This is a genomic window from Ruegeria discodermiae (assembly GCF_030758345.1).
In the GTDB taxonomy this organism is placed as follows: domain Bacteria; phylum Pseudomonadota; class Alphaproteobacteria; order Rhodobacterales; family Rhodobacteraceae; genus Ruegeria_C.
The window spans coordinates 1-25,828 of record NZ_JAVAMO010000006.1 but is presented as its reverse complement, the minus strand read 5'-3'; the positions used below and the strand labels follow the sequence as shown (position 1 = coordinate 25,828).

Annotated in this window: 19 protein-coding genes and 2 pseudogenes; 12 read left to right on the top strand and 9 right to left on the bottom strand. The window is 55.5% G+C overall.

The window, feature by feature from the left end; all coding sequences use genetic code 11:
• From Q5Y75_RS14830 to Q5Y75_RS14815, 4 genes are read left to right on the top strand one after another with little or no spacing between them, the layout of a single operon-like run.
• Nucleotides 1–1,593 carry a GMC family oxidoreductase gene (locus tag Q5Y75_RS14830; protein ID WP_306198812.1) on the top strand — a complete coding sequence of 531 codons (1,593 nt, stop codon included), beginning with the start codon at nucleotides 1–3 and terminating at the stop codon, nucleotides 1,591–1,593.
• Nucleotides 1,590–1,898, top strand: coding sequence for a Dabb family protein (locus tag Q5Y75_RS14825; protein ID WP_306198810.1), 309 nt, complete (start codon nucleotides 1,590–1,592; stop codon nucleotides 1,896–1,898). Before Q5Y75_RS14830 ends, Q5Y75_RS14825 begins: the two co-directional genes overlap by 4 nt.
• Before the next feature lie 9 nt (nucleotides 1,899–1,907).
• Nucleotides 1,908–3,071, top strand: coding sequence for a dihydrodipicolinate synthase family protein (locus Q5Y75_RS14820; RefSeq protein ID WP_306198808.1), 1,164 nt, complete (start codon nucleotides 1,908–1,910; stop codon nucleotides 3,069–3,071).
• Entirely contained in the window at nucleotides 3,071–4,084 is a 1,014-nt protein-coding gene (locus tag Q5Y75_RS14815; RefSeq protein ID WP_306198807.1) for a LacI family DNA-binding transcriptional regulator, read from the top strand. Before Q5Y75_RS14820 ends, Q5Y75_RS14815 begins: the two co-directional genes overlap by 1 nt.
• 111 nt (nucleotides 4,085–4,195) lie before the next feature.
• Here Q5Y75_RS14815 and Q5Y75_RS14810 read toward each other — a convergent pair.
• The 3 genes and pseudogenes from Q5Y75_RS14810 to Q5Y75_RS14800 all read right to left on the bottom strand — a co-directional run.
• Nucleotides 4,196–4,704 (bottom strand): annotated as a pseudogene (locus tag Q5Y75_RS14810) (IS5 family transposase); the annotation flags it as partial.
• Between the two features lie 35 nt (nucleotides 4,705–4,739).
• Nucleotides 4,740–5,150, bottom strand: a complete 411-nt coding sequence (locus Q5Y75_RS14805) for a hypothetical protein (protein ID WP_306198805.1) — start codon at nucleotides 5,148–5,150, stop codon at nucleotides 4,740–4,742.
• A 37-nt stretch (nucleotides 5,151–5,187) separates the two neighbouring features.
• Nucleotides 5,188–5,556, bottom strand: a complete 369-nt coding sequence (locus Q5Y75_RS14800; RefSeq protein WP_306198803.1) for an antibiotic biosynthesis monooxygenase family protein — start codon at nucleotides 5,554–5,556, stop codon at nucleotides 5,188–5,190.
• A gap of 139 nt (nucleotides 5,557–5,695) precedes the next feature.
• On the opposite strand from Q5Y75_RS14800, the gene Q5Y75_RS14795 reads away from it, so the two are divergent.
• On the top strand, nucleotides 5,696–6,130 hold the full coding sequence (locus Q5Y75_RS14795; protein ID WP_306198802.1) for a MarR family winged helix-turn-helix transcriptional regulator: 435 nt from the start codon (nucleotides 5,696–5,698) through the stop codon (nucleotides 6,128–6,130).
• A 408-nt stretch (nucleotides 6,131–6,538) separates the two neighbouring features.
• The gene (locus Q5Y75_RS14790; RefSeq protein WP_306198801.1) at nucleotides 6,539–7,453 is read left to right on the top strand and encodes a LysR substrate-binding domain-containing protein; all 915 of its coding nucleotides are present in this window, start codon (nucleotides 6,539–6,541) and stop codon (nucleotides 7,451–7,453) included.
• A gap of 8 nt (nucleotides 7,454–7,461) precedes the next feature.
• Here Q5Y75_RS14790 and Q5Y75_RS14785 read toward each other — a convergent pair whose 3' ends face one another.
• Entirely contained in the window at nucleotides 7,462–8,358 is an 897-nt protein-coding gene (locus Q5Y75_RS14785) for a LysR substrate-binding domain-containing protein (RefSeq protein WP_306198799.1), read from the bottom strand.
• A 295-nt stretch (nucleotides 8,359–8,653) separates the two neighbouring features.
• On the opposite strand from Q5Y75_RS14785, the gene cuyB reads away from it, so the two are divergent.
• Complete coding sequence (gene cuyB, locus Q5Y75_RS14780; RefSeq protein ID WP_306198798.1) at nucleotides 8,654–10,087, top strand: cysteate racemase; 1,434 nt, start codon at nucleotides 8,654–8,656, stop codon at nucleotides 10,085–10,087.
• Nucleotides 10,088–10,232: 145 nt separating this feature from the next.
• Nucleotides 10,233–11,531, top strand: a complete 1,299-nt coding sequence (locus Q5Y75_RS14775; protein ID WP_306198796.1) for a dicarboxylate/amino acid:cation symporter — start codon at nucleotides 10,233–10,235, stop codon at nucleotides 11,529–11,531.
• A gap of 466 nt (nucleotides 11,532–11,997) precedes the next feature.
• Here Q5Y75_RS14775 and Q5Y75_RS14770 read toward each other — a convergent pair whose 3' ends face one another.
• The 3 genes from Q5Y75_RS14770 to Q5Y75_RS14760 form a co-directional block, all read right to left on the bottom strand.
• Nucleotides 11,998–15,141 carry an efflux RND transporter permease subunit gene (locus Q5Y75_RS14770; RefSeq protein WP_306198795.1) on the bottom strand — a complete coding sequence of 1,048 codons (3,144 nt, stop codon included), beginning with the start codon at nucleotides 15,139–15,141 and terminating at the stop codon, nucleotides 11,998–12,000.
• Between the two features lies 1 nt (nucleotide 15,142).
• The gene (locus Q5Y75_RS14765; protein WP_306198792.1) at nucleotides 15,143–16,276 is read right to left on the bottom strand and encodes an efflux RND transporter periplasmic adaptor subunit; all 1,134 of its coding nucleotides are present in this window, start codon (nucleotides 16,274–16,276) and stop codon (nucleotides 15,143–15,145) included.
• A gap of 323 nt (nucleotides 16,277–16,599) precedes the next feature.
• Nucleotides 16,600–17,619 carry a permease gene (locus Q5Y75_RS14760; protein WP_306198789.1) on the bottom strand — a complete coding sequence of 340 codons (1,020 nt, stop codon included), beginning with the start codon at nucleotides 17,617–17,619 and terminating at the stop codon, nucleotides 16,600–16,602.
• 85 nt (nucleotides 17,620–17,704) lie between these two features.
• On the opposite strand from Q5Y75_RS14760, the gene Q5Y75_RS14755 reads away from it, so the two are divergent.
• Complete coding sequence (locus Q5Y75_RS14755) at nucleotides 17,705–18,562, top strand: LysR substrate-binding domain-containing protein (RefSeq protein WP_306198786.1); 858 nt, start codon at nucleotides 17,705–17,707, stop codon at nucleotides 18,560–18,562.
• A gap of 349 nt (nucleotides 18,563–18,911) precedes the next feature.
• On the opposite strand, the pseudogene Q5Y75_RS14750 reads toward Q5Y75_RS14755, so the two are convergent.
• Nucleotides 18,912–19,969: pseudogene (locus Q5Y75_RS14750) on the bottom strand (IS110 family RNA-guided transposase).
• Nucleotides 19,970–20,241: 272 nt separating this feature from the next.
• Nucleotides 20,242–21,153 carry a LysR family transcriptional regulator gene (locus Q5Y75_RS14745; RefSeq protein ID WP_306198783.1) on the bottom strand — a complete coding sequence of 304 codons (912 nt, stop codon included), beginning with the start codon at nucleotides 21,151–21,153 and terminating at the stop codon, nucleotides 20,242–20,244.
• An 89-nt stretch (nucleotides 21,154–21,242) separates the two neighbouring features.
• Here Q5Y75_RS14745 and Q5Y75_RS14740 point away from each other — a divergent pair, with 89 nt between their 5' ends.
• The 3 genes from Q5Y75_RS14740 (at nucleotide 21,243) to Q5Y75_RS14730 (ending at nucleotide 25,809) form a co-directional block, all read left to right on the top strand.
• Nucleotides 21,243–22,256 (top strand): TAXI family TRAP transporter solute-binding subunit, encoded by a 1,014-nt coding sequence (locus Q5Y75_RS14740; protein WP_306198781.1) that lies wholly within the window; start codon nucleotides 21,243–21,245, stop codon nucleotides 22,254–22,256.
• A gap of 65 nt (nucleotides 22,257–22,321) precedes the next feature.
• Nucleotides 22,322–24,238, top strand: coding sequence for a TRAP transporter permease (locus Q5Y75_RS14735; RefSeq protein ID WP_306198778.1), 1,917 nt, complete (start codon nucleotides 22,322–22,324; stop codon nucleotides 24,236–24,238).
• Nucleotides 24,235–25,809 (top strand): sulfatase family protein, encoded by a 1,575-nt coding sequence (locus tag Q5Y75_RS14730; protein ID WP_306198775.1) that lies wholly within the window; start codon nucleotides 24,235–24,237, stop codon nucleotides 25,807–25,809. The genes Q5Y75_RS14735 and Q5Y75_RS14730 overlap by 4 nt, the downstream gene beginning before the upstream one ends.
• Nucleotides 25,810–25,828 lie beyond the last annotated feature (19 nt).

Here is a 25,828-nt window from a genome sequence, read left to right as displayed (position 1 = left end):
ATGGCCGAAACATTTGACTTCATCATCGTGGGCGGTGGCTCTGCCGGCTGTGTTCTTGCTGCGCGCCTCTCTGAGAACCCAGACACAACGGTTTGCCTGCTTGAAGCGGGCGGCAGCGACCGTCACCCTTTCTACCACCTGCCGGCGGGCTTCGCGAAGATGACCAAGGGGATCGGGTCCTGGGGATGGGAAACGACACCGCAACGCCACATGAAAAACCGCGTCTTCAACTATACGCAGGCGAAGGTGATCGGCGGTGGCTCGGCCATCAACGCCCAGATTTACACGCGCGGCAACGCGTTGGATTATGACGAATGGCGTCAGATGGGCTGCGACGGGTGGTCCTATGAAGACGTGCTGCCATACTTCCGGCGTGCCGAGGACAACGACACCTACAATAACCGATATCACGGTCAGGGCGGACCCCTGGGGGTGTCGCAACCTGCCGCCCCACTGCCCATCTGTGACGCCTATTTCGAAGCCGCCGCCGCCGTCGGCATCCCAAAGAATGAGGATGTAAATGGCGAGAAACAGGATGGCGCGGCCTATTATCAGCTGACACAGAAAGACGCGCGCCGGTCTTCAGCAGCGATGGCCTATCTGAACCCCAATCTCGGGCGAAGAAACCTGACCCGGAAACTCGGCGCGCAGGTGCGCCGGATCATCGTGGAAGGCGGGCGCGCCAGGGGTGTCGAGATGCTGGACGGCAGCAAGATCATGGCCGAGGTCGAGGTGATCCTGTCGTCCGGCGCGATCGGCTCGCCGCGGCTACTTCAGCTCTCCGGGATCGGCCCCGCAGACCATCTGAACAATCTCGGGATCGACACGGTTCTCGACCAGCCGCAAGTCGGCGAAAACCTGCAGGATCACCTTGATCTTTATTGCATTTGCGAGGTCTCGGGTCCGCACACCTACGACCGGTTCGCCAAACTGCACTTATCCGCCATCGCCGGTCTGCAATACATCTTCACGCGCAAGGGGCCTGTCGCGTCCAGCCTCTTTGAAACGGGCGGATTCTGGTATGCCGATCCTGACGCACGTTCTCCTGATATCCAGTTCCATCTCGGGCTGGGAACCGGCATCGAAAAAGGCGTGGAAGCGATGCCGCAAGGAGGGGTGACACTGAACTCCTGCTACCTGCGTCCACGGTCACGCGGCACGGTCCGGTTGCAAAGCAGTGATCCCGCCAAGGCACCGCTGATCGACCCGAACTACCTGCAAGATCCGCAGGACCGCGAGATGTCGATCCGTGGTTTGAAGATCACGCAGAAAATCCTGTCTCAGGGGCCGCTCAAACCCTTTATCAAGGCGGAACGGTTGCCCGGACCCGGGGTCGCTTCGGACGAGGATTATTTCAACTTCATCTGCGAGCATTCCAAGACCTCGCACCACTGTGCCGGGACTTGCCGCATGGGTGCCGACGACGCGGCGGTTGTGGACCCGCGCCTGCGTTTCAACGGCATCGAACAGCTGCGCGTGGTCGACAATTCGATCATGCCGACTGTCATCTCCTCCAACACCAACGCCGCGGCCATCATGATCGCCGAGAAAGCCTCCGACATGATCCGCCATGATCACGGGATAGCCATATGATCCGCCATATCGTTCTGACCAAGTTCAAGCCGGAGGCAACGGAGGAAAGGATTGCCGAGATTTATCGGGGCCTGTCCGCGTTGACTGAAACGTTGCCCGGGGCGCAGGGATTCACAGGTGGCCGCTCAGAAAGCCCCGAACAGATCGAGCGCGGCTACATGCACGGGTTCGTCATCGACTTCGACGGCTGGGATGCGCTGCAGACCTACACGGACAACCCGGATCACAAGGCGCTTGGTGCCCAACTTGTCGAAAACGCCGTGGGCGGGGTCGACGGCATCCTTGTGCTTGATCTGGATGTGTAGGAGGGACCGATGCTGACGCTCCCCACATATGCCGGCACGCTTGAGCCCTATGCGCTGTCGGGCACCCCTATCGCCCCGCGCGCGCCAAAGAACGCCTTCAATCGAACCGCATTCGCGGCGGCGCATGTGGTGTCGGACCCGCTTGCCGAACGGGATCCATGGTTGGGCCAACCCGCCGTTGACTGGGACAATACGCTAAAATTCCGTCACTACCTGTTTGATCAGGGGTTGGGATTGGCCGAAGCGATGGATACCGCCCAGCGCGGCATGGGTGTTGACTGGTTGACCGCAAAGGAATTGATCGAACGCACGATGGTTGAGGCCAAGGCGCATCCACTAAGCCCTCGGGTCGCCTGTGGCGCTGGCACCGATCATGTCGCGACCGGGAATCTGACGACCGCTGATGCACTCATTGCCGCCTATTGCGAACAGATGGAGGCGATCGAGAAAGCCGGTGGCCAGATCATCATCATGGCCAGCCGTGCCATGGCCGCTCAGGGGAACGGGCCGGAATTCTATGCGCAAGTCTATGGGCACCTGATCGAGCAGGCTGCAGATCCCGTGATCCTGCATTGGCTCGGCGACATGTTCGACCCAGCATTGAAAGGGTATTGGGGGCATGATGATCTGGACGCGGCGACAGAGGCGGTGCTGGCTCTCCTCAAAGATCACGCGCCCAGAATCGACGGGATCAAGATCAGCCTTCTTGAGCAATCCCGGGAAGAGGCTTTCCGAGCGCGGCTGCCAGACGGCGTTCGCCTCTACACGGGCGATGACTTCAACTACACGGCGCTCATCGAAGGGGATGGCAGGCATTTCTCGCATGCTCTGTTGGGCATTTTTGCGGCCATCGCACCGGCCGCGGCGCAGGCCCTCGAAGCCCTGGCCGAAGGAGACAACGGGCGCTTTCACGAGCTGCTTGCGCCCACCGTGCCGCTAAGCCGTGAGATATTCAAGGCACCGACCCAGTTCTACAAAGCCGGGATCGCATTTCTGGCGTGGCTCAATGGCGCACAAAGCCACTTCATCATGCCCCAAGGCTTCCAGTCGAGCCGCGAAATCGCGCATTATGCGGAAGTGTTCCGCCTGGCGGACACCGCAGGCATGTTGAGCAAACCAGCTCTTGCCGACCAAAGAATGCGACAACTCCTTGGGCTTTACGGGATAGGCTGATGGCTGTGGACAAGAAACCGACGATCAAGGACGTGGCCTCTCACGCCCGGGTTTCCAAATCGACGGTCTCGCTTGTCTTGCAGAACTCGCCCCTGGTGAAAGACCGAACCCGCAAAGCAGTGCAGGAGGCGATGATCTCCCTGGGATATGTGCGCAACCGCGCGGCAGCGACATTGCGCGGGTCGGGGACGGGTCTGGTCGGGTTGATCATAAACGACCTGCGAAACCCGTTCTTCACCGAATTTGCAACGTCGGTGCAAATGGCGCTGGCAGATCGCGGGCTGGCCACGGTGATCGCCAACTGTGATGAGAACCCGGACATCCAGACGCGAACGATCATGTCGATGCTAGAGCATGATGTCTCGGGACTGATCATCTCGCCCTGTCATGGAAACGGCCGCGAGGGGTTTCAGGCCATAGAACGCATGGGCCTGCCTGCACTGCAGGTGTTGCGACAGATCGAGACGGGCGCAGCACCCCTACCCTTCTTCAGTCACGATTATCGCTCCGGCAGCTACATGGCGGTCCATCATCTGCTCTCACAGGGATTCGAAAGGATCGCATTTGTTGGCGGCCTTGAGGGATTGGCCATTACCCAAGAGCGTATGTCCGGCTATCTTGACGAAATGGCGCGACATGGTTTGCCAACGGCAATCTTTCATGGACCATCGACACGCGCATTCGGCCGGAAGACAGTGCGGCGCCTGCTTAATGACTATCCCGACATAGAAGCGGCGATCTGTTTCAATGACCTTGTTGCGATGGGCATGCATTCTGGTTTGACAGTAGAAGGGCGCACGTTGGGGAAGGATTTCTTTCTGGTTGGCTTTGACGACATCGAAGAAGCACAGCTAGTATACCCGGCTCTTTCGACAATCCGCTGTAATGTCAAAGAATTCGGCATTTTGAGCGCCAAGAAACTCTACGAGATGATAGAAACGGGCACGGAGCCGACAATTGAGGAAGCACTACCTGTGGAGCTTGTGATCAGAGCGTCCAGCCGGCGGTCATGAAGGCTAGCAAAGAAAACCAAATTGATGAGTTCAGCTGGGTCCTGCGCAGTGCATGGAGGCTTTGTTGCACAAATCGGTTCGTGAGCGGACTTCCCCTTTCCCCGGACGGACTTATGCTACGGGTTCTCTGACAGGCATACCAAGAGTCGTGTAGCGGTTGAGAACCGCGACGCGGATCTGGATTTCCACGACTTGCCGCTCAAACTCTCTCGCCATCAGAGATTGGCCGAAGAGTTTGGTGCAGTTCATCTTGCTCTCGACGCGGCTTCGGCGGTGGTATCCGCTCCATCGTCGCCAGATCGCGTGGCCGAGATAACGCGAAGCATTGACCGCTTCGTTGCGGGAGATGGCCCCGGCACTCGTGGGTTTCCAGGGTTTGGCATTTTTGCGTAGTGGGATTACGGCATGAGCCCCCGCGCCGCAATCGCGTCATGGCATTTTGCGCCTATCGTAAGCACCGTCTGCGGTCACTGACCCGACGCTCTGATCGGGTGGGATTTATCGAGTAGCTCCGGCAGTATCGGCGCGTCACCCACATTGCTGGTCGTGACCTCTAGGGCCCGCACTTCCAGCGTTTCTTCGTCAATTCCGATGTGTATCTTGCGCCAGAGGCGGCGCTTAGGGTTGAGCGAACGACAACCGACAAAGGGTCGGTCTATCGGAACGTGAAAGAGGTATGAGCATCATGAATGTTTCGCCCCCAATCCGCGACTTCGCGACAATACTCGCTGAAATCGAAAACACTGACCGACCGGGCTGCCTCGATCGCTGGCGAGAGATATTTGAGCGGCCGCCGCCAAAATACGCCGTTCAGCGCAATGACGGGCATTCGGGTTTTCTTAGCCTTCGTAAGCGCATCCTTGCGTTTCCGGCCCATTGCCATGCCCGATCCGCCAGCAATCGCCATTGCCGGGATGAGGATGAACATGCCTTTCAGGATCAATGCCTTGACGGTTGCGACTGTTTCATGGCCCGCAAAGAGTTCGCTGGTGGCCGTTGATGTCCAGAAGAGGAGGATCATCACAAAGCCGATGACACCCGCGATGGCGTGTACCTTTGTTTTCATGGCGGTTCCTTCAAATTGGCTTTTGGAAAGGGCTTCTTCAGGCCGCGCAGCAATTCGGCACCGCAACCTTCTCGAACAGGTGGGGTGCGGTCACGGCACTTGAGGGATAGTGGCTGAGCTGCTGCTGAAACTCGGGGTTTGAAAACGCAGTGCGAAAGTCCGCAACAGACTCCCAGACCGCGTAGTTCATATACATGCTGCCGTCACCAACGGCTTTATGCAGTTGAGTGCTGATGTAACCCGGCTGCTTTTTCATCCATTCGGCATCGCTCTTCCAAGCTTCAACGAGGGCGTCTTGGTCAAGAGGATCGACTGTAAAGAGGTTGACGAGAACGACGGGTCCAGCGTCGATACCCAATTGCCGTTCAATGGGAAACTCGGGGTCGAGGGGTTTGAAACTGACCATTGCGGTACTCCTTGAAAGTAGCTTCAATCTGGTGTCATGTTGTCATACTTAGGAAGTATCAAACACAATGACAACACGTTGTCAAATGAAATGAGGAATCGACATGCCGGATGCGCGAAGGACTGAAGAAGGAGAAGCCGTGACAGCACTGATACTGGACGTGTTTCGGCTGAACGGTCGATTGCAGCTTGCCGGTGATCGCCTCGTATCAGAACTCGGCCTGACAAGTGCCCGATGGCAGATCCTCGGCGCCATTGCCTATTCTGATCGACCGGAATCCGTTGCCTGGCATGCACGGACGATGGGCGTTCACCGGCAAGGCGTACAACGGATCATCAATGAATTGAGCAAAGAAGGCATAGTGGAGTTTCAGCCGAACCCACACCACAAGCGGGCGCACTTGGTCGTTATGACTCGAAAGGGGCAGGAGTTATACGAAGCCGCGATTGCGAGGCAAGTCCCGTGGGTTAATGAGCTGTCAAACGGTCTGTCGTCAAATGACATCGCAACAGCGCAGCAGGTTATTGCTCGTCTAAAGACTGGTCTTGAAGAAACCTCAATGCGGCAGGATTAGAGTCTGACCCAAAGATGACGCTCGTGAAGAGTGCAGCTTCGGTCATTCAGGGCTCGAAGTAGACAACGGAGCATACACAGAATCTGAACCACTGAGCCGCCGCGCCTCGTTGAGGACGGCCCATACCAGCCATTCATCAAGTCAGCCTACGCCGCAACGCAGTTTCACCGAACCGGTCATTGGCTGCGAATGCATAGGTCTGCCATTCCTCGGAGCAGCAATATGTTGTGATCTCGAAACTGGAAATCAGGGCTGTACTTTGGCGGCATCACTTTGAGAGTGGCGCAAATGGGAGTTGTCCCTAAAGTGCTATTCTTGCTCGACATAATTTGCAATGCGCTTGCAAAGATCGCAGCGCCCGGTAGGAGCTTCTTCGGCTAACGTTGATCTGTCAGAAGGAGGGAGGCAATGGAGGTCGATTGGTTAGAGGATTACTTAGCGCTGGCCACCGTCGGGGTGTTTTCCCAAGCTGCGCAGGCTCGAAACATCAGCCAACCGGCCTTTACACGTCGCATCAAGAACCTAGAGCATTGGGTCGGAACACCCCTTTTTGACCGTAGCGTGCATCCTGTCACCCTGACGATGGCGGGGCGCGCGTTCCGCGCAACGGCAAGTGAAACGATCAAGATGCTCCGTTTCGCAAGAGAGGATTTGCTGCAGCACGCGGCAAACGACCAAGCTGTCCTGCGCCTGTCGGCCCTTCACACGCTCTCGGTTTCCTTTGTCCCGTCTTGGCTCAAACGGTTGTCAAATGTGAACACCCCTCTCCAGACGGCTTTTACTGTTGGATCCTATGCAGATTGCGTTGAAGTGCTCCGAACAGGATCTGTGGATTTCATGCTGTCTTATGAACATCCGTCCATGGAAGTCTGGGCCAATGATGGGTGGTTTCCATCGGTAAGGCTTGCGGAAGATCGCCTGATTGCAGTCTCCTGCCCCGACACACATGGCAGGCCGATGTTTCATTTCGAGAGGCCAGGCAAAGTGCCATGGCTTGCCTATTCTTCCGACAGCTTTCTTGGCCGCCTGAACCAAAGTATTGTTTCAAAGTCTGGATTGTCCGACAGCCTTACAGTGACTAGCGAGAACTCGTTTTCCGAAGCACAGAAGGCAGCGTGCATAGAAGGGCTCGGTATCGCGTGGCTACCTGAGATGTCGATCAAGGCTCAATTGTCCGATGGCCTCTTGGTGCCAGTTGGCGACAGTTGCATTGAACATCAGATGTCTGTGCGTCTCTTTCGCAATATGGGCAAAAGCAGGCCAGCTGTTGAACATTTTTGGGCATTGGTCAAAGGCGCATGCATAGACGAAAATCTGGCATGAGGCGGACCTTAGCCATCCCGCTGTGAGAGCTTCCAAAAACGCTCTAGTTGCGGTCTGGACCGCTCAATCGAACGATAAAGTCTAATGCTGATGTTTGCTTCAAAGTCAGCCTGACTGACTTTGACAAGTTTGCCATCGGCCAATTCGGTCTTCACAGAACTTTCTGGCAGAAAAGCCAAGCCGTGCCCCTCAAGGCAGGCGGATTTGAGCGCTTCGGCCACGGAGTTTTCGTAGACAGGGTTTAGTGTTTGCTGAATTTGGCAGCGGTCTATGCAAACCTGTGTGATCCGTCCAAGAAACGTATCTGGAGGATATGTCAGAAAAGGAACGTCTCCTGAAGCGGTCAGATCGAAGGTTGGTGTTCCAGTGGAATCACATGCGCTGACAGCGATGATCCTATCCGTTGAAATGACGGCAGAGGGATATCGGCTCTCGTCTGAGATTGTCGGCACAGTCGGGTGCGCGTAGCACAGCATGAAATCTGCGCTCCCGGTCAGTATAGCTTCCGCACAACCTGAGAAGTTCTCGGCAACAAGTCGAGATTTGATCGGTCCGAGATATTCCGACATTTCGCTTAACCAAGCTGGGAAGAATGAGATCGCAAGCGTATGCAGCGCAACAAAATCGAGCCTGTCGGCTTCCCTCTGCGTCAGCCCGCGAATGTCATGCTTGCTTTCCTTGAGTGCATTCACGGTGTCGAAAGCCGTTTTCTTGAACGCCTCTCCTGCGGGGGTCAACTGCACAGGGTGCACGCTGCGGTCAAAAAGGGGCGTTCCGGCCCAATGCTCTAGGTTTTTGATGCGGCGGGTGAAAGCTGACTGACTGATGTTTCGCGCATCTGCGGCCCGCGCGAAGATGCCTGCCGATGACAACGCCAAAAAGTCCTCGAGCCAATCAATTTCCATCCTTACCTCCTACTTAACTGTATGTTGTATAGGCATTGCAAAACTTGCAACCGCTATGTGTCTGATCATATGGCGCTGTTCTGTAGCTCCATCTATGCCAGTGCTGGTCGACCCAAAGGCAAGCCATGACCGCACTCCGAACATTACGAGAACGCCTAGATTTCGTTGAGACTGTTAAAATTACCGATATTGCTTCGCCGTTAGCTGCGCGCGGGAGAACCGTCAGAACGCCGGATTTACAGGCGCGGGACATTCTATTTCAGTTGCGGCGGATCGCCGACAAAGGTGGCTTTCCATGAGCGCCAAAACCTTACGTCTCGGAATTGTCGGCGGATTGGGCGCCCTTGCCGGAGCCGATTTGCTCTACCGGATTGTCGATGCCACACCGGTCAAATCCGAAGTCGATCATCGCGAGCTAATATTCGAGCAGAAGCCAATGCGCGAACCGGTCAGCGCCATGGAACCTGGATACTCACCGACGCATCGCAAGCTCTACGTGTTTGATACTTTGTCGCGTCTGGAGCGGGACGGCTGTGACGCGGCCCTTCTTCCTTGCTTCATCACCCATTGCTTTCTTGATGAACTGGAAGATGAGCTTCAACTGAAGCTCGTCAGCATGACGGAGGCCATAAAACTGTATATTGATTGCCTCTCGCCGCAGCCCCAGAAGATCGGTGTCCTGGCTACACCTTTCGTCCGAGAATGTGGCCTGTTTGACAAGCTGTTTGGCGATGATGTTGACGTCATCTACCCGAGCCGCAGTATGGAATGGGCGGTCATGGAGGCAATTTACGGGGCGCAAGGGTTCAAATCCGGTCGCCGCGACGACGCAATTCTGGCCCCAATCAATGCCGTCCTTGCTGACTTGGCCAAATCTGGTGCGACGGTTTTTGTGCCTGGAATGACAGAGCTTCCTCTTCTGTTTGATCGGTTTGCGCCGTGCCACGGTATTGAGCTAGTAGATACGGCGGCAGCCTATGCACGCTTTGCACTTGACGTGACAGAGCAGCGTCACCATCGGCCGTTCAAGGTCGGTGTTCTTGGTGGGGTTGGCCCCGCGGCAACTGTAGATTTCCTGGGCAAGCTGGTTGCAGCCACGGAAGCCCATAGAGATCAGGATCACATTAAGATTCTGGTGGAGCAAAATCCACAAATACCTGACCGTACGGACAACCTCGCAGGTACTGGCGCGGATCCGACTGTTGCGCTTTATTCTACCGCCAAAAAGCTTGAGCGAGGCGGGGCGGATATGATTGCGATACCTTGCAATACCGCCCACGCCTATGTCGATCGTATCCAAAGTTATCTTGATATCCCAATCGTGAGTATTCTCTCGGCCACCACTGAATACATAATTGACGCCGTGCCCAAGGCGCGTCGCGTCGGAATTCTTGCCACCGACGGCACGATTGGCAGCGGGCTTTATCAAGAAGCTCTTGGCAAGGTCGATCTAGAGCCTCTGGTGCCCGATGAGGTGCATCAGAGGCTTGTCATGGAAGCGATCTACGGCGCAGAGGGCGTAAAAGCTGGCTTCACAGAAGGGCCGTGCGCCGACCAAATCGCGGGTGCAATTACACATTTGGTAGAACGTGGTGCCGATGCGATCATTCTGGGTTGCACAGAGCTTCCTTTGATCGTGTCTGGAGACACCGACCACAACGGTGCCGTTGCCGTCGATCCAACGAATGTCCTTGCGCGCAAATGTGTCCGGCTCGCGCAGCCCACTTAGCAAGGCTATTACAAAAACCAATAGGCGTTGCAGAATTTGCAATGGGCTTTCCTTCTTTATGGGCCGGAGGGTCTTAACAACCTGATAGTTATAATTGTGAGGGGCTCGTCTTGGGTGGCCCTTGTCAAAAAAAGGGGACTTGTTCATGGACACAGCCAGCCAAAAGACCGGGTTATTCGCCACCTGGAGAAACCTGTTTTTGTGGAAGCAAATTGTCATAGCACTCGTACTTGGAGTGATTGTAGGTATCCTGCTCAACGCCACCGGGAACGAGGCTATCGCTAGCACGATCAAATATATCGGCACACTCTTCTTGTCGTTGATCAAGATGCTGATCGTGCCACTGATCTTCGTGTCGCTTGTCTGCGGCATGACCTCGGTGAGCGATATGGCCCGGATGGGTCGGATCGGGCTTAAATCTGTTGCGTTCTATTTATGCACGACCGCATTTGCGATCACGATTGGGCTGGCGCTTGGCGCGCTTTTCCAGCCTGGTGTCGGCATTGATATGGGCACTGCTACCGCGATGGAGCCCAAAACTGCGCCGCCCTTCATCGAACAGCTGATCGCTATCGTACCAACGAACCCCATTGCCGCCGCAGCAGATGGCAAAGTGCTTCAGATCATCTTCTTTGCCATAATGTTTGGTCTTTCGATTAACCTCGTGGGCGATGCCGGCAAACCGATCCGCGACTTTTTCGAGTCGCTCAACACAGTCGTTCTCAAGCTCACCGAAATCGTGATTTCGTTCGCACCATATGGTGTGTTCGCTCTGATGGCTTGGGTGGCTGGGACATACGGTCTCGACTTGCTCTTGCCACTTGGGACGATCATCGCCGCGCTCTACATCGGCTGCATCCTGCATGCGATCTTTGTATACGGTGGTTTGGTCACGGTCTTGGGGCGGCTCAATCCCGTACGCTTCTTCCAGGGTATTGTTGAGCCTCAGATTGTAGCGTTCACGAGCACATCGTCTTCAGGCACGCTGCCCGTGACGATGACAGCTGTGCAAAAAAACCTCGGTGTTGATCGCTCGGTTGCTAGCTTCACCCTGCCGCTTGGCGCAACCATCAACATGGATGGCACAGCCATGTATCAGGGCGTTGCCGCACTCTTCGTGGCGCAAGCCTTCGGTGTTGATCTGGGAATGTCCGAGTACATCACCATTATCCTGACCGCAACTTTGGCCTCCATCGGCACAGCTGGTGTCCCCGGTGCTGGCCTCGTGATGCTCTCCCTCGTACTGACATCTGTCGGCCTGCCTCTGGAAGGTGTGGCGATCATCGCGGGTATTGACCGTATTCTCGATATGGCGCGGACATCGCTCAATGTGACAGGTGATTGTGCCTGTACGGTCTTGATCGCGAAATCTGAGGATCAGATTGACATGGAAGTCTATGATACACCCCATGTTCTTGAGACACCGAAGGTTACAGAGGCGTAGCGCTAAGCTTCCAAAGCAAGCAAAGCGACCGCCTCTTCGAAGGCGGTCGTTTCAGTTTTTGATAGTGTAGCCAAACCAATCTGCGAGTTCTTTGAATTTGCGCTGTTGTTATAGAGATCCCGCCAATTAGAGAAGCTTTGGATCACGAAAGATGCCAATGCAGATAACGCGGCACTGAGCCAGCTCCCGCGGCGTGACCGCCGCATCCAAAAGTTGAGAGCGGTGGTGCATATCCACGCAAAATTTGCAAGCCTCTAGTCAGGTGAAAAGGCGTTTGGGCCCATGGAAATGCCTGCAGCAATCAAACAGACGGCCCATACCGGTCACTCGACACAGTACCGATTTTCTGCATTTGCAGCCCGCATTCCGGTCATTCGCCGCGCCCGCAAATTCTGTGGTTCGACGAATTCACAGATCGCGGGACTCTTCGGACATTAGCGATGAGCAACTCGGTGCAAGCGCTGGCTTACACCATGACTTGTCGCATTGGGAAAACCGTGCGCATGGCAACATAGAAAACAGGTGTAAAAAACAGTCCAAGCAGAGTCACACCCGACATGCCAAAGAACACGGTAGTTCCAAGAGCCTGTCGCATCTCTGACCCAGGACCGACTGCGATCATCAAGGGCACAACGCCGAGTATAAACGCGAATGCAGTCATCAATATTGGCCGCAACCGCAATTGGCTGGCTTCGACGGCGGCATCGATAGCTGACAATCCACGTTCTTCCTGCGCTTGTTTTGCGAATTCCACGATGAGAATGGCATTCTTTGCGGCAAGCCCGACGAGGACAATCAATCCAACTTGCGTCAGGATATTGTTGTCCATCCCTCGATACATCACCCCCAGCATCGCGCCCAGTACCGCGAGAGGAACGATCAAAATAATGACCATCGGAAGCGTCCAGCTTTCGTAGAGCGCCGCGAGAAACAGAAAGGCAAACAGCACCGAAAAGGCAAAAATGTACGCTGCCGTATTGCCCTGATTGCGTTCCTGTAGAGCGAGCTCGGTCCATTCAAAATCCAGGCCTGGCGGCATGACGGCTTCTGCGAGTGCCTCCATTTCCAGCAATGCCTGGCCCGTTGACACACCGGGTGCCGGCGACCCCTGAACCGGCACCGACACCTGTTGATTGTAGCGTTGAACCAAGGCGGGGCCTGCGGTCTCGCGGACGGTAACCAGGGTGCCCAACGGAACCAATGCTCCTGTTGCAGAACGGACGCGTAGACTTCGAATATCACTCTGGTTAAGACGGAACGGCTCATCCGCCTGAGCGCGCACCTGAAAAAGACGCCCAAAAGCATTAAAATCGTTCACATAAGCCGACCCTAGGTTGATCGAGAGTGCTTCGAATATTTCGCCAATCGGAACGTTGAGCATTTGTGCCCGAACACGATTGATCTCAAGGTACAGCTGTGGTGATCCTGAGGAAAAGGTTGTGAACACGCCCTGAACTTTGTCCGACTGGCTAGCACTGCCCATGACAGCATAGGCAGATTGCAACACGCGGGACATATCCGCGCTTTCAAGTTCCTGAAGCTGGAGCTTGAATCCACCACCAGTACCAACCCCGCGGACCGCCGGCGGCGCAATGGCGATGATAAAGGCTTCGCGCAGGGCCTGCATCCGGCCGAAAAGCTGGCCCACAATTGCACCTGCACTCAGCCCGCTTTCCTGACGGCTCTCAAAGCTCTCAAAGGTGGTGAAAATCACACCCTGATTGCTTGCATTGGTAAAGGTCGCCCCAGAAAAGCCCGCAAATGCCACGGCATTTGTGACCCCGGGTGTTTCCAATGCTATCTCAGTCGCTTGCTCGATGATATCGTCGGTCCGGTCCAGTGCTGCACCGTCTGGCAGTTGCACCACGACGATGGCGTATCCCTGGTCCATTTCCGGGATGAATCCGGTCGGTACTTTTGTCGTGATCCAGTATGTTCCGCCCATCAATCCGGCAAAGACCAAAAGGACGACGCTGCGCATCCCGGTCGAACTGGACAATGCGCGTACGGTCCGACCATAAGCGGACGCCAACGCATCAAACCCATTGTTGAACCCATTGCTGAGCGGGTCGGTGACAAAGGCTAGCGGGTTCTTTGTTGGTGCACTGGAGGTTGGCTTCAAGATCACGGCAGCCATCGCCGGCGAAAGACTGAGTGAATTGATGGTCGAAATAACTGTTGCAACGGAAATCGTCACAGCAAATTGCCTGTAGAATTGGCCGGTAATGCCAGGAACCAGAGCAGCTGGCACAAAGACAGCAATCAGAACCAGTGTCGTCCCGATGATCGCATTTTGGACTTCGTCCATGGTGCGGGCGGACGCATCCTTTGGAGACATGCCGTTTTTGATGTTTCGTTCGACGTTTTCGACCACAACGATGGCATCATCCACGACAATTCCGATAGCCAGAATGAGCCCGAACAGCGTCAGCAAGTTCAGAGAGAACCCAAGCGCCAGCATCACGGCAAATGTCCCGATAAGTGATACAGGAATGGCGATCAACGGTATGATGGCTGTTCGCCAACTCTGAAGAAAGACGACGATCACGACAACAACCAGCAATACCGCTTCGAACAGCGTTCGATAGACCGCGTTCACTGAGGCTTCGATGAATTCTGTGGGGTTGTAGACCACCTGATATTCAAGCCCGGAAGGAAAATCCTGAGACAGCTCTCCGACAACGGCCAAAATCTCATCCGCCGACGCCAATGCGTTCGAACCCGGTCGCTGAAAGATGCCAAGCGCTACGGCTGGTTTGTTGTTCAGGTACGAGTTGGTCACGTAGGAGCGCGCTCCGATTTCAACCCGCGCCACATCCCTGACCCGTACAACACGCCCGTCGTCTGTCGACTTGACAATAACGCGACCGAATTGGCGTGGATCTTCCAATCGGCCTTGCGTTGTGAGCGTCACCTGAAAGGCGCTGTCCGTCGCATTGGGGGGCGATCCCAGCGACCCGCCTGAAACCTGAACGTTTTGTTCGCGCAGTGCCGCGACAACGTCTCCTGACGTTAACCCGAGAGAGCCCAGCCGGTCCGGATCTAGCCACACGCGAGCGGAAAACTCACGCTCGCCGAAAATAATCAGATCACCAACACCATCAAGGCGCACAAGGCGATCCCTGACTCGCGAACGGGCGTAGTTGGACACATAAAGCTGGTCAAAAGTCTCATCCGGCGACAGCATATGGATGACCATCATCAGATCGGGCGAAGACTTGTTCGTCGTAACGCCGAGCGATCTGACCTCCTGCGGCAAGCGCGGTTCTGCGATGGCAACACGGTTTTGGACAAGAACCTGAGCCGCATCGAGATTGGTGCCAAGTTCAAACGTGATCGTCAGCGACATGGATCCGTCGGCGGTCGAATATGACGACATATAGAGCATGCCCTCAACGCCGTTGATCTCTTGTTCAAGCGGTGTTGCCACCGTGGCGGCAATTGTTTCGGCGTCTGCCCCAGGATAGTTCGCCCTTACCACAATCGATGGAGGGGCAATTTCCGGGTATTGCTCAACGGGCAGTTCGAAATACGCGATCAACCCAACGATGGTTGTTACAACCGCGACCACGATCGCAAAGATGGGGCGGGTGACAAAAAAACGTCCCATTTCAGTTTTCTGCGACCAGCGGCAGTTCGATCAATTCCGCAGCGACGACGCTGCCCGGGCGGGCGCGAACAAGACCTTCGATAACCAGCGTCTCCGACCCATCCAAACCTTCACGCACGACCCTGTAGCCATCTATCCTGGGGCCCGGTCGGATCTCCTTCGGTACGACATTGCCGTCAGCATCCACGGTCATCACAAGTCTCCGGTTCTGATCCGAAGCAATCGCTTCATCCGGGATCAGGATGCCCTCGTAGGGAAGCGACCCCGGAACATTGACGCGTCCGAACAAACCGGGCGTCAAAAGCTCATCCGGGTTGCGAAGAACCGCGCGCACGCGCATCGTGCCGGTTTCATCGTCAATGCGGTTTTCCGAGAAATCCAGTATTCCATTCTGGGATGGAATGCTTCGGTCAGCCACTGTGACCTGGACTTGAAGATTGTCCGCGCCTTCTTGCAAAACGGATCCCCGTGCGCGCGCGTCCCGCGCATACGCCAGAAAATAGCGTTCATCTATGTCGAAATAGAAATAGATCGGGTCGGTGGAGACGATCGATGTCAACAGGGTGTCTTGGGCGATGACCAGGTTTCCCGGATCAACCCGGGCCTGATCGATACGCCCCGACATTGGCGCACGGATTTCCGAGTACTCCAGATCAAGCTCGGCCAATTCCAGGGCAGCCCGTGCTTGTTCCAGTGCACCTTGCGACGCCAGAAAAGCTTCGCGGCGTTGGTCCACCACACTCTCCGCGATATTGCCGTTTCTGATCAAAGTCTCGGCGCGTTCGAGTTGATCAGTTGTGAAGGCACTCGTTGCTTCAGCAATACTGATCTGCGCGCGAGCTTGTCTCAATGCAGTGCGAAACTGACGCTGGTCGATTGTAAAGAGCAAATCGCCCTCTTCGACGAGACTTCCGTCCTTGAAATGCACCTGGTCAAGAAAACCGGAAACCCGCGCTCTGATATCTACGTCAGCCGCGGCGCCGAAGCGACCGACAAACTCATCATCTTCAACTATGGACTTCACAACCGGTTTTGCCACCGTCACGGGTGGAGGACCCTGCTGAGCCACAAGAACGCCGGATAGGGCGATCAAAACAACAGTGGCGATGGGAAAAACCCTGATGATCATGTTCATGCCCCCGAGACTGATGATGATTTAAGGCCAATTCTGCCATCGAACACTCTAGAGTGTTCTAGCACAAGGGGTGCAGTTCGCTTGATGCTAATGACCAGTTTGCTCTATTTTTGGGCTGCAGGTATAGAACCGCGACTAATTTCCTTGCAGTAAGCAATGCATAAGTCGGCCCATACCGGTCACTCGACACGGTACCGATTTTCTGCATTCGGCCCGCATTCCGGTCATTCGCCGCGCCAGCGAGATCTGTGGTTGGGCGAATTTACAGATCGCGGGACTTTGTTGCCGTTCGCTGAACGTCTGCGGCCCGTTAACACTGCATCTCAGACGATCCACCCAAAGACATACCCCACCCCGAGCGACCCCAGAACTGCAAGCAGCAGATAGAGCATGAACGGTTGCAATTTAAGCACCGGTGCGATGGCCATAGCGCCCCAGATGCTAACCGCGCCGCCCGAAACAAGGAACGCCATCGCTGCGCCTTCGGACATGCCGTTGTCGATCAACCCTCGTGTCAGCGGGAGCGCAGCGTAACCGTCGATATAGGCCGGGGCACCGACGAAGACAGCGGCGGGTATGGCCCACCATTTGTCTTCGCCAACATATGCTGCCAGTGCGCCCGGTGTAAGGGCCGCGTTCAAGGCATACTCCGCGGCAAATGCCGGTATCAGGCAAATCAGGATAAGCCGCGTGGTTGCCCAGACCTGTTTGCCGAACGATCTCCGTCGCGCCTCAGACCGCCAGACCCAAGGATCAAAGGGCTGATCTTCGCCGCATCGTACAGTACTTAGCTGGCGCGCCAGGCCATTGTCCCGAAGCGCGTTCATCGCCCACGGTGTCTTGGCGAACAGGCCGGTGATCGCGCCGCCGAATAGACCCAATCCGAAGGCGGCAAGTGTCTTGCCAATCGCAAAGCTCAGACCAAGGGTTGCCGCTGTTGTCGCGAGCATTGCGGGGTCCGTTATCGGAGAGGACAGCCAGAAGGCCATGATCGGAGCGAGCGGCACGCCCGCAGCCAGCAATCCGGCCATCAAAGGCAGCACGGTCACACCGCATACGGGCGTGATGGCTCCAATGAACGACGCAGCCAAAACCGTTCTCAGTGTCTTTCCCTCGAAGGCACCCGCGATGTGGGTATCCGCGCCGCTTGCGATGATCCAGGCTGCAAGCACGATGCCCGGAATGACGATGGGGGCCACGTCAATCAGGCCCCATAGGACAAACTTTGTTGCGTTTGCGGCGTGTTCCGGCCAGGCAAGACAGACGCCTGCCAACAGCAAAGACAGGCCCCACACCAGGGGTTTCCGGTTAGATGGTTGGTGGGCAGCTGTCTGATCTGACATGGGATACTCCTCTGACCTTGAAAAATAGTGCGGCACAAGGCATCTGTGAAACGCATAGTTTCGATTTCCGACATTGGAAAAACAGATGGAAAACCTGGATAGCGATCTTCTGCGAACCTTCGTCGCCGTGGCTGATGCCGGAAGCGTCACGGACGGTGCTGCCCGCATCCACCGGTCGCAATCTGCGACAAGTCTTCAGATCAAGCGCCTCGAAGCGATCTTGGGTCAGCCGGTCTTTGACAGGCATGGTCGCGGGGTGGTCCTGAACGACACGGGACGAAAGCTCTTTCCAGTCGCGCAGGAAGTGACGTCACGTCTCGACGCGGCACTACGGGAGATTTCACAGAACACAGTAAGCGGCAAACTACGTTTGGGTATACCCGACGATCACGGGCGCGCCAGACTTGCGGCGATCATTGCGACCTTTGCCCGTCAACATCCAAAAGTCGAACTGGATGTCACCTGCGCCTTGAGCACAAGTTTTCCAGAAGCCCTCGATAAAGGGGCGCTGGACCTTGCGGTCTATGAGGTCGAAAGCCCGTCCAGTCACGAGGAGGTTGTTTATGAAGACCCGACATGTTGGGTGTCGTCGGCGCACCGGTACTTTCGGGCCGATGAAAGCCTTCCAGTAGCCTTGTTCGATCATGCGTGCTGGTGGCGCGACGCGGCGGTCATTTCATTGCAAGCCCGTGGAAAGCCATATCGCGTTGTCTACTCCAGCCAAAGCGTCTCTGGTGTGATTGCAGCAGTAGAAGCCGGGATCGCAGTGGGTCTGCTCGGTCGCTCCTCGCTGCACGGCGGTCTATCGGTGGTGAACGATGCATTGGGCCTCGGAAACACGCCTGCCTCCAAGCTGGTGATGGCATCCAGCAAGCCGAATGAACAAGGGCCTCAGGACGCTATGAAGGCCGCGATCCGAGCCGCATTTATGGCCAACCCATAAAAAAACCGACCTTCGCTGCGCTCTGTCGAATGGGCAGGTCGGGCTCGGCGCAGACCTCGATGCTATTGCAACAAGGCCCCTGCCCCGCTGTCAGATGATCACGCAGACCGGCCCAAATGTATGTACCTGCTGCTGTTCGCAAATGATTTCTGGCATGTTTTCGGAAATCGCTCATATGTATCCGGCCTACTTGTCGACAAGCGGGTCGTGGCCTTGTTGGGGTTACGCTCGCACCGTGATCTCATTAGCGGACATGTCGTTGTTGACCATTTGGGCCGTCAGATTCTGGGGGCGTATTTTTCCGTTCCATGCTTTCGATCTATCGCGAACTCCTTTGGGCCGTGTCGGCTTAAACGCCGATGGCAACCTCATCTCGTGGAATGTCAAATGCTGTTTTGTGTCTCAAGATGCTCCACGCCATGCGCGCGAGCTTGTTCGCCAGCGCGACGGCAGCTTTGTTTCGATGCATGCGCTCTGTGGCACGGGTCAGCCAGTCTCCGAAGCTGAAATCCGGCCAACGGTGCGGCCGCATCATGATGATCTTTGCGGCCTGAACGAACAGCATCCTGAGATATCTGCTGCCGCGCTTGGAGATGCGGCCAAGTACCGTTCGTCCTCCGGTGCTGTATTGTCGGGGCACAATCCAACCTAGGCCGCGAAGTCGCGCCCACGATCAAAGGCCTCGCCTTCACCAATCGCCGCAACCATGGCTGTCGAGGTCATCGGACCAATGCCAGGAACCGTCATCACATTGACGCAGTTCTCTTCTGTTCGACTGATCTCTTCAATTTCTGCTGAGACTTTCTCGATCCGGTCGTCCATCCACATCCAGTCACCGTAGAGACCGATCAGGATCGACCGCATGCGCGGCGATATCTCGTCTTTGCGTTCTTCAAGGATCGTTTCGAATGAATTCTTCAGGGCGCGCAGGCCTTTGTGCACTGTGATGCCCTGTTCAATCAAAAAGGCGCGGATCTGATTGATCGTTGCCGTCCGGCGAGACACCAATCGTGATCTGACCCGGTGCAGAGCTTGAAGATCGAGCTGACCCTGGCTTTTCTCGGACACGGTTTGCAGATTGGGCCGAAGCGCGGCCTCGGCGATCGCCTCTGCATCGTTATAGTCGTTCTGCTGACCTTTACTGAATGGCTTCACATAAATCGCTGGGATGATCCAGGGCTCAAAGCCCATCTCGCGCAGTCTCAGGCTGACAAAGTGGGCGCTCAGGCATGCCTCCATGCCCACGATACAGCGCGGCAGCTTCTCGAACGTTGCCGACGGCGCCAGTCGCTTGATTTGCTTGCGCAGAACCCGCTGCCCCGACAGATCAAATGCCACAATGTAAAATGTGTCCTTGCCGATATCGATGCCGATCGACATCAGCTCATCAAAGTCGTTCTTCGCCATGCTACTTCTCCAGTTCGCAGAAATAGGCAAAGCCTAACCTGCTGGGTGAAGCAGCCGGTACATCCCATTAGCGGAACTTGAGCATAGCGGCCGAATGCTGCGTCCGCAGCCCGCATTGCAGACATTAGTTTCGTCCGCAAAACTTAACTCAGGTTGAACGAATGGAGCTTGTGACAAAGCGGATTGTGAAAATTACTCGAGAACTATTTTAGAGTAAGAAAATATGCTTGCTGCAGAACGCAGATAGAGCGGTCTCGTAAAACACTCTAAGCTCAGATAGGAAAATGAACTGCAAGCGATTTCTTGAGTGTGTGCAAGAAGCGATCTTCAATTCTGCTTGCGGAAATTCCTACACGCCGAATGACCCCTAGAGGCCGATGAAACTGCTGATGATCGAAATTCAGAAAGAGCAGTCGGTCTTCCAAGTATGGTGCGGTCGTTGCCCTCGGCATAGTTGTAATCAAATCGGTTTCGGAAACGATCTCCAGGACTGATCGAATGGAGTCTGTTTCGCAGCCGATCCGCATGGAGCGGACACCTGAGGCAATCATAGCTGCTTCGGTTTGCTGGCGCAGCAAACTCCCTCGAGAATGCGCAAGCCAAATCTGCGCTTCAAGATCTGACGCCATGACCCGTTTAAGAGCGGTCAGGGGATGACCTATGCGACACATCACCCCGACACCGTCGTCAATAAGTTCTTCGAACTCCAGCCCGTCGACAGGTTCAGCCAAGCTTTCCGGGCCGAACACGAGGTCCACCTCACCTCGCTCTAGCAGTGTCCGAAGTTCATGGACAAGACCGGTTCTGATTTCGACGCTGCAATTGGGATTTGTCTTGATAAATTGCGTCAAAGCATTGCTCAGAAAACGCCCGGACACGATCGGAGGCGCGCCTATTCGTAGTTCACCGATCGAGCCATTTGCAGACTGGTCTGCAAGAACTCCTGCTTGCTCTTCCGCCAATCGGATGGCCAACCCGTTTCGCGCCAGCCTTAGCGCCAAGTTATTTGGAATAGACCGCCGCCCCACTTTTTGAAAAAGCGGCGTACCCAGTCGATCCTCTAACGCCTTCATGTTCCGGCTAAGTGCTGGCTGCGTGGTACCCAACCGGCTCGCGGCAGACTGATAGGAACCAGCTTCGACGATAACAGAGAGTTGGGCGAGATGCTTGGGGTCAAGTTTCATATCTAATTGTTATGTATAAGGCGTAAAGATTGATTATTCCATATGGATTTACACTGCTAAATTGATCAGCAATTGACTGGGAGGAGTCCATGTTTCTGTTCAAATCGTTAGGTCGTACGCTTGTGGCGGCGACCTTTGCTTTCGCTGCCGCAAATGCCGGTTCTGCTGAGATATTCAAAGGAGAAACGGCAGGGGTTGGTGATCCGGTCCACACAGTGTTCGTTGCGTTTTCAAACCAGGCCGGCAAGTCCGGCGTGGAGATCCAGGTCAACGCAGGTCAGACACTGACCAAATCGATGCTGAGGGGCGCAAAAGGCGAAATCGATTTTTTCTCGACTGTGCCATCGCTGGTCAATCTCATGGCTGGTCAAAAGCGGATGTATGAAAAAGTCGAGGGTGCGCCTGAACTCTCCAAGAACATCCGCGCAATCCTTGGGTTTAAGGCCGGAGCTTATCATCCAGTTACGCTGGCGGGTTCAGGGATTGAGACTTGGAACGATATCAAGGGCAAAACCGTTTTCACGGGTCCGCCGGCCGGGTCTGCATCGGCAACGTCTGAAGCGCTGATCAAGAACATTACAGGCTATGTTGCTGGAGAGGACTACCAAGCCGTGCGGCTCGGCTGGGGAGAAGGATATGCGGCACTTGCCGACGGCAAAATAGATATGATGGTGCGGCCTGCCGAGATCGGCTCTGCCAACATCGAACGCTTTGGCCTGTCAGGGGAATTCCGCGTCCTGTCAATCCCTGAGGATAAAGTCTCCAGCGAGGAGATGCAGTCGCTGTTCGGACGACCGGGCCGAGGCATGATGCAGTTCAATGGCGACGTCTACAAAGGGCAGCTTACCGAAGGCGAGATTACAGCTCTGGGCTTTACACAGTTTGTGGGTACACACGCGGATGTTTCCGAGGATGTGGTTTACAACGCGACCAAGGCTTTCTGGGAAAATCTGGATGAGGTGCACGCAACCGCGTTCTTCCTCAAGGACGTGACCAAAGACACGGCCTTTACCTCGGTCAATGTACCGCTGCACCCCGGTGCGCTGCGTTATTACGACGAAGCTGGTTTTGACGTGCCGGACGACCTTCGCCCCGGTTCGTAAGTCCTGTGCCAGGCTGGTCTAACAGCTTGGCAATTCCCATTTCGCTTTGAATGAGAGAAACTCCGATGACCCACGCGGTTTCGATGCCCCCTGTCTCGATGAGACTATTCGCTCTGGCCTCGATGGTCGCCTGTTGCGCACTCGGGCTGATCACCCTCTACTCATCTGGAGTTGGGTTGATAGACCCTAAGGTTCACCGGGCTGTCGGTTTTGCACTGGCTCTGATCGTTGCAGTCGCAGTCTCGCAAAAGCGTCAGTCGATCTATGGTGAGCTGAGCCGCACGCGTGTCCTGATCGACGTCGCCCTCATCATTGTCGGGATGTGGGCGATCTGGTCTTTTTATTTCGTGCAGACCGAGATGGAAACAGCGCTTTACGACGTAACCACGAAAGATGCATGGCCGGCGTTGGCAGGTTTGGCAGTGTTCCTTGAGCTGTGTCGCCGCCTTTGGGGATGGGGATTGTTTGCGGTTGGTACGCTTGGCGTCATATACCTTTTGTTTGGGCAGGACTTACCCGGCATTATGGCACATGCGGGTTTCTCACTGAAGGAAGTTGCCGAAGCACTTTGGTATAACACCAACAAGGGCGTGTTCGGTTCGATCACAAACATCGTTCTCAGCACCGTATTTGTATTCATCATTTTCGGCGTGCTGCTCGAAGGAACCGGCGCAGGCGATACGCTGCTGAAATTCGCTTTCCTTGCCACTCGACGCACGCGGGGTGGTCCGGCGCATGCTGCCATTCTGGCTTCATCCATGTTTGGCACAATGTCAGGTTCGACCGTGGCCAATATCGTGGGCACCGGTACGTTTACGATCCCTATGATCAAGAAACGAGGCTTTTCACCGACTTTTGCAGCCGGGATTGAGGCCACGGCCTCATCCGGGGGGCAAATCATGCCACCTATCATGGGCGCCGCAGCACTGGTCATGGCGGACCTGACCGGCGTTGGATACTTGAACATCATCATCGCTGCCCTGTTCCCGGCGCTGTTTTACTACTTCAGCTTGTTCGCCGCAGTGACGGTTGAGGCGCGCCGCCAAGGTATCGAGGTCCAGCCTATGACCGTTGACGATCAGATCACGCGCACGGACCTTATAAACTCTGTCCTGTTCGTCGGGCCCATTCTTGTCGTGATCGGCTCCTTGCTAGCGGGGTTGTCCACCTCTGCCGCAGGCTTCTACGCCGTTGTGGTTCTGTTGGTTTTGTCTGCAATCAACCCGGAAGTTAGGGCCAATCCAAAACGTATCTGGGACTCTTTTCTCAAAGGCGCGGAATCGGGCGCGCTGCTTTTGATCGCCATTGCCGCGATTGGCATTCTGGTCGGGTCGCTCGACAGTACCGGCCTTGGCCTGAAGCTGGCGAATGTGATTGCAACGATCCGTGGTGAAAGCCTGTTCTCGGCGCTGCTGGTCGCCATGGTGGGGGCTCTGGTTCTTGGGATGGGCATGCCCACACTACCCGCCTATCTGATTATCATACTTGTGATGGGCCCTGCCATTCAGGAACTGGGTGTTTCGATGCTGACCGCACACATGTTCGTCTTCTATTACGGCGTTGCCTCATCCCTGACACCTCCTGTTGCCATCGCCGCCTATGCAGCAGCCCCTATCGCGCAGGCCAATCCTCTGATGACAGCCTTCATGTCGTTCCGGCTGGGCATGGCAAAGTTCATCATACCCTTTGTCTTTGCTTTCTATCCGACCATCCTGGTTATCGAGCAATTCAGTCTGCTGCCTTTCCTTTGGATCGTGGCACGCACCTGCTTTTGCATCTGGCTATTCTCATCGGCCTTGTCGGGTTTCGACAGGCGCAAGCTGACAATCCCTGAAATCGTTGTGCGTTTTGGCACCGCGTTTGCTTGTCTGGCTACCGATCCGTTGATCCAGATCCCAGCGATTGGCATCGGATTGGCGCTGGTCGCATATGATTTCCTAACCGCTCGATCCACGCCCGAAGCTTCAAAGGCATCCCAATGAGCAAACGACCAAACTTCCTGTTCATCATTACGGATCAACATCGAGCGGATCACTTGGGCTGTTACGGCAATGACACTGTAAAAACGCCCCATATCGACAGTCTCGCTGCGAAAGGAACGCGCTGGGATAGGTTCTATGTTGCCAATCCCATCTGTATGCCCAACCGCGCATCCATTATGACCGGGCGCATGTGTTCAGTACATGGTGCACGCCACAACGGCATTCCCCTTTCAAAGGATCACACCACCTTTGTCGAACTCTTGCGCGATGCCGGGTACAACACCGGCCTGATCGGCAAATCCCACCTACAGAGTTTTACCGGTTTGCCCGCGACCAATCAGTTCGAGCCACAGGACGGTTTGACAACGCCGTCCATCGCTCTGCGGGACGCCTATAAGAACAACAGGCATTCATCTGAATATGATCTTGAAGTTGCCCCCAAATGGGACAGGCCACTGTCCGAGCGTTTGACAGGCCATTTTTATGGGTTCGATCATGTAGAGGTTACTGCCGATCACGGCGACCAGGCCTCTGGTGACTATCTGCTGTGGGCCCGAACACAGCATCCTGACTTTGATGATTTGACTGGTCCTGACAACGCGTTGCCAGACAACCGGATAAATGCGCCTCAAGCTTGGCGAACGGCTGTACCGGAAGAGCTTTACTCTACCGCATGGATTCCCGACCGGGCCGAGGCCTGGCTGACCGAACAGGCACGGCAGGAGGCGCCATTCTTTCTGCAGATGTCCTTTCCAGATCCGCACCACCCGTTCACCCCACCAGGACGGTATTGGGATATGTATGACCCGGCAGACATGATGTTGCCCGCCTCGTTTGGACATGGTGACCTGCCACCGATCAAAGCCATGAAAGAAGCGATGGAAAAGGGAACCGATCCTCGCAACAGCCAGAACCCCTTTGCTGTCAGCGAGGATGAGGCCCGCGCGATCATAGCGCTGACCTATGGGATGATCACCATGATCGATGATGCGATCGGGCGGGTGCTGGCCCGGCTTGAGGCTTTGGGACTGGCAGAGGATACCGTGGTGATTTTCACCTCTGACCACGGTGATTACATGGGCGATCACGGTCTGATGCTGAAGCTCTTGCTGCACTACCAAAGCATCATCCGCGTACCATTTATCTGGAAAGACCCAAAAACAACGCAGGCCGCGGTTGATACCGGCTTAGGTTCTTCGATCGACATTGCAGCTACAATTCTATCCCGGGCGGGCATACAGGCCTTTAATGGCATTCAGGGACGCGATCTGCTCACATCAAAGCCTCCAAAGGCCGTGCTGGTGGAAGAGGACAGCCAACGAACCATGACAGGCTTCGATCGGCCACAGCGCGTGCGAACCGTTGTAACCGACAGATACAGAATGTCCTTACGCGAGGGAGAAAACTGGAACGAGCTCTACGACTTGGAAAATGACCCTTACGAGTTGCGAAACTTGTTCGACGATCAGTCAGCAGAAGTAGAATGTGTTCGCCAAAGTGTCATGGAAACGATGCTTCGAAGAATGATTAACTTGCAGGACCGTGCACCGTTTCCGGCTTACCGTGCCTAATTGAGTATATCAGACAAAT

Bases quoted from the DNA above. Each gene is read 5' to 3' on its own strand.
- Q5Y75_RS14825 (WP_306198810.1), top strand. From the start codon at position 1,590: ATGATCCGCCATATCGTTCTGACCAAGTTCAAGCCGGAGGCAACGGAG.
- Q5Y75_RS14775 (WP_306198796.1), top strand. From the start codon at position 10,233: ATGGACACAGCCAGCCAAAAGACCGGGTTATTCGCCACCTGGAGAAAC.
- Q5Y75_RS14770 (WP_306198795.1), bottom strand. From the start codon at position 15,141: ATGGGACGTTTTTTTGTCACCCGCCCCATCTTTGCGATCGTGGTCGCG.
- Q5Y75_RS14815 (WP_306198807.1), top strand. From the start codon at position 3,071: ATGGCTGTGGACAAGAAACCGACGATCAAGGACGTGGCCTCTCACGCC.
- cuyB (WP_306198798.1), top strand. From the start codon at position 8,654: ATGAGCGCCAAAACCTTACGTCTCGGAATTGTCGGCGGATTGGGCGCC.
- Q5Y75_RS14755 (WP_306198786.1), top strand. From the start codon at position 17,705: ATGGAAAACCTGGATAGCGATCTTCTGCGAACCTTCGTCGCCGTGGCT.
- Q5Y75_RS14760 (WP_306198789.1), bottom strand. From the start codon at position 17,619: ATGTCAGATCAGACAGCTGCCCACCAACCATCTAACCGGAAACCCCTG.
- Q5Y75_RS14820 (WP_306198808.1), top strand. From the start codon at position 1,908: ATGCTGACGCTCCCCACATATGCCGGCACGCTTGAGCCCTATGCGCTG.
- Q5Y75_RS14740 (WP_306198781.1), top strand. From the start codon at position 21,243: ATGTTTCTGTTCAAATCGTTAGGTCGTACGCTTGTGGCGGCGACCTTT.
- Q5Y75_RS14735 (WP_306198778.1), top strand. From the start codon at position 22,322: ATGACCCACGCGGTTTCGATGCCCCCTGTCTCGATGAGACTATTCGCT.
- Q5Y75_RS14790 (WP_306198801.1), top strand. From the start codon at position 6,539: ATGGAGGTCGATTGGTTAGAGGATTACTTAGCGCTGGCCACCGTCGGG.
- Q5Y75_RS14830 (WP_306198812.1), top strand. From the start codon at position 1: ATGGCCGAAACATTTGACTTCATCATCGTGGGCGGTGGCTCTGCCGGC.
- Q5Y75_RS14765 (WP_306198792.1), bottom strand. From the start codon at position 16,276: ATGAACATGATCATCAGGGTTTTTCCCATCGCCACTGTTGTTTTGATC.
- Q5Y75_RS14805 (WP_306198805.1), bottom strand. From the start codon at position 5,150: ATGAAAACAAAGGTACACGCCATCGCGGGTGTCATCGGCTTTGTGATG.
- Q5Y75_RS14800 (WP_306198803.1), bottom strand. From the start codon at position 5,556: ATGGTCAGTTTCAAACCCCTCGACCCCGAGTTTCCCATTGAACGGCAA.
- Q5Y75_RS14785 (WP_306198799.1), bottom strand. From the start codon at position 8,358: ATGGAAATTGATTGGCTCGAGGACTTTTTGGCGTTGTCATCGGCAGGC.
- Q5Y75_RS14745 (WP_306198783.1), bottom strand. From the start codon at position 21,153: ATGAAACTTGACCCCAAGCATCTCGCCCAACTCTCTGTTATCGTCGAA.
- Q5Y75_RS14730 (WP_306198775.1), top strand. From the start codon at position 24,235: ATGAGCAAACGACCAAACTTCCTGTTCATCATTACGGATCAACATCGA.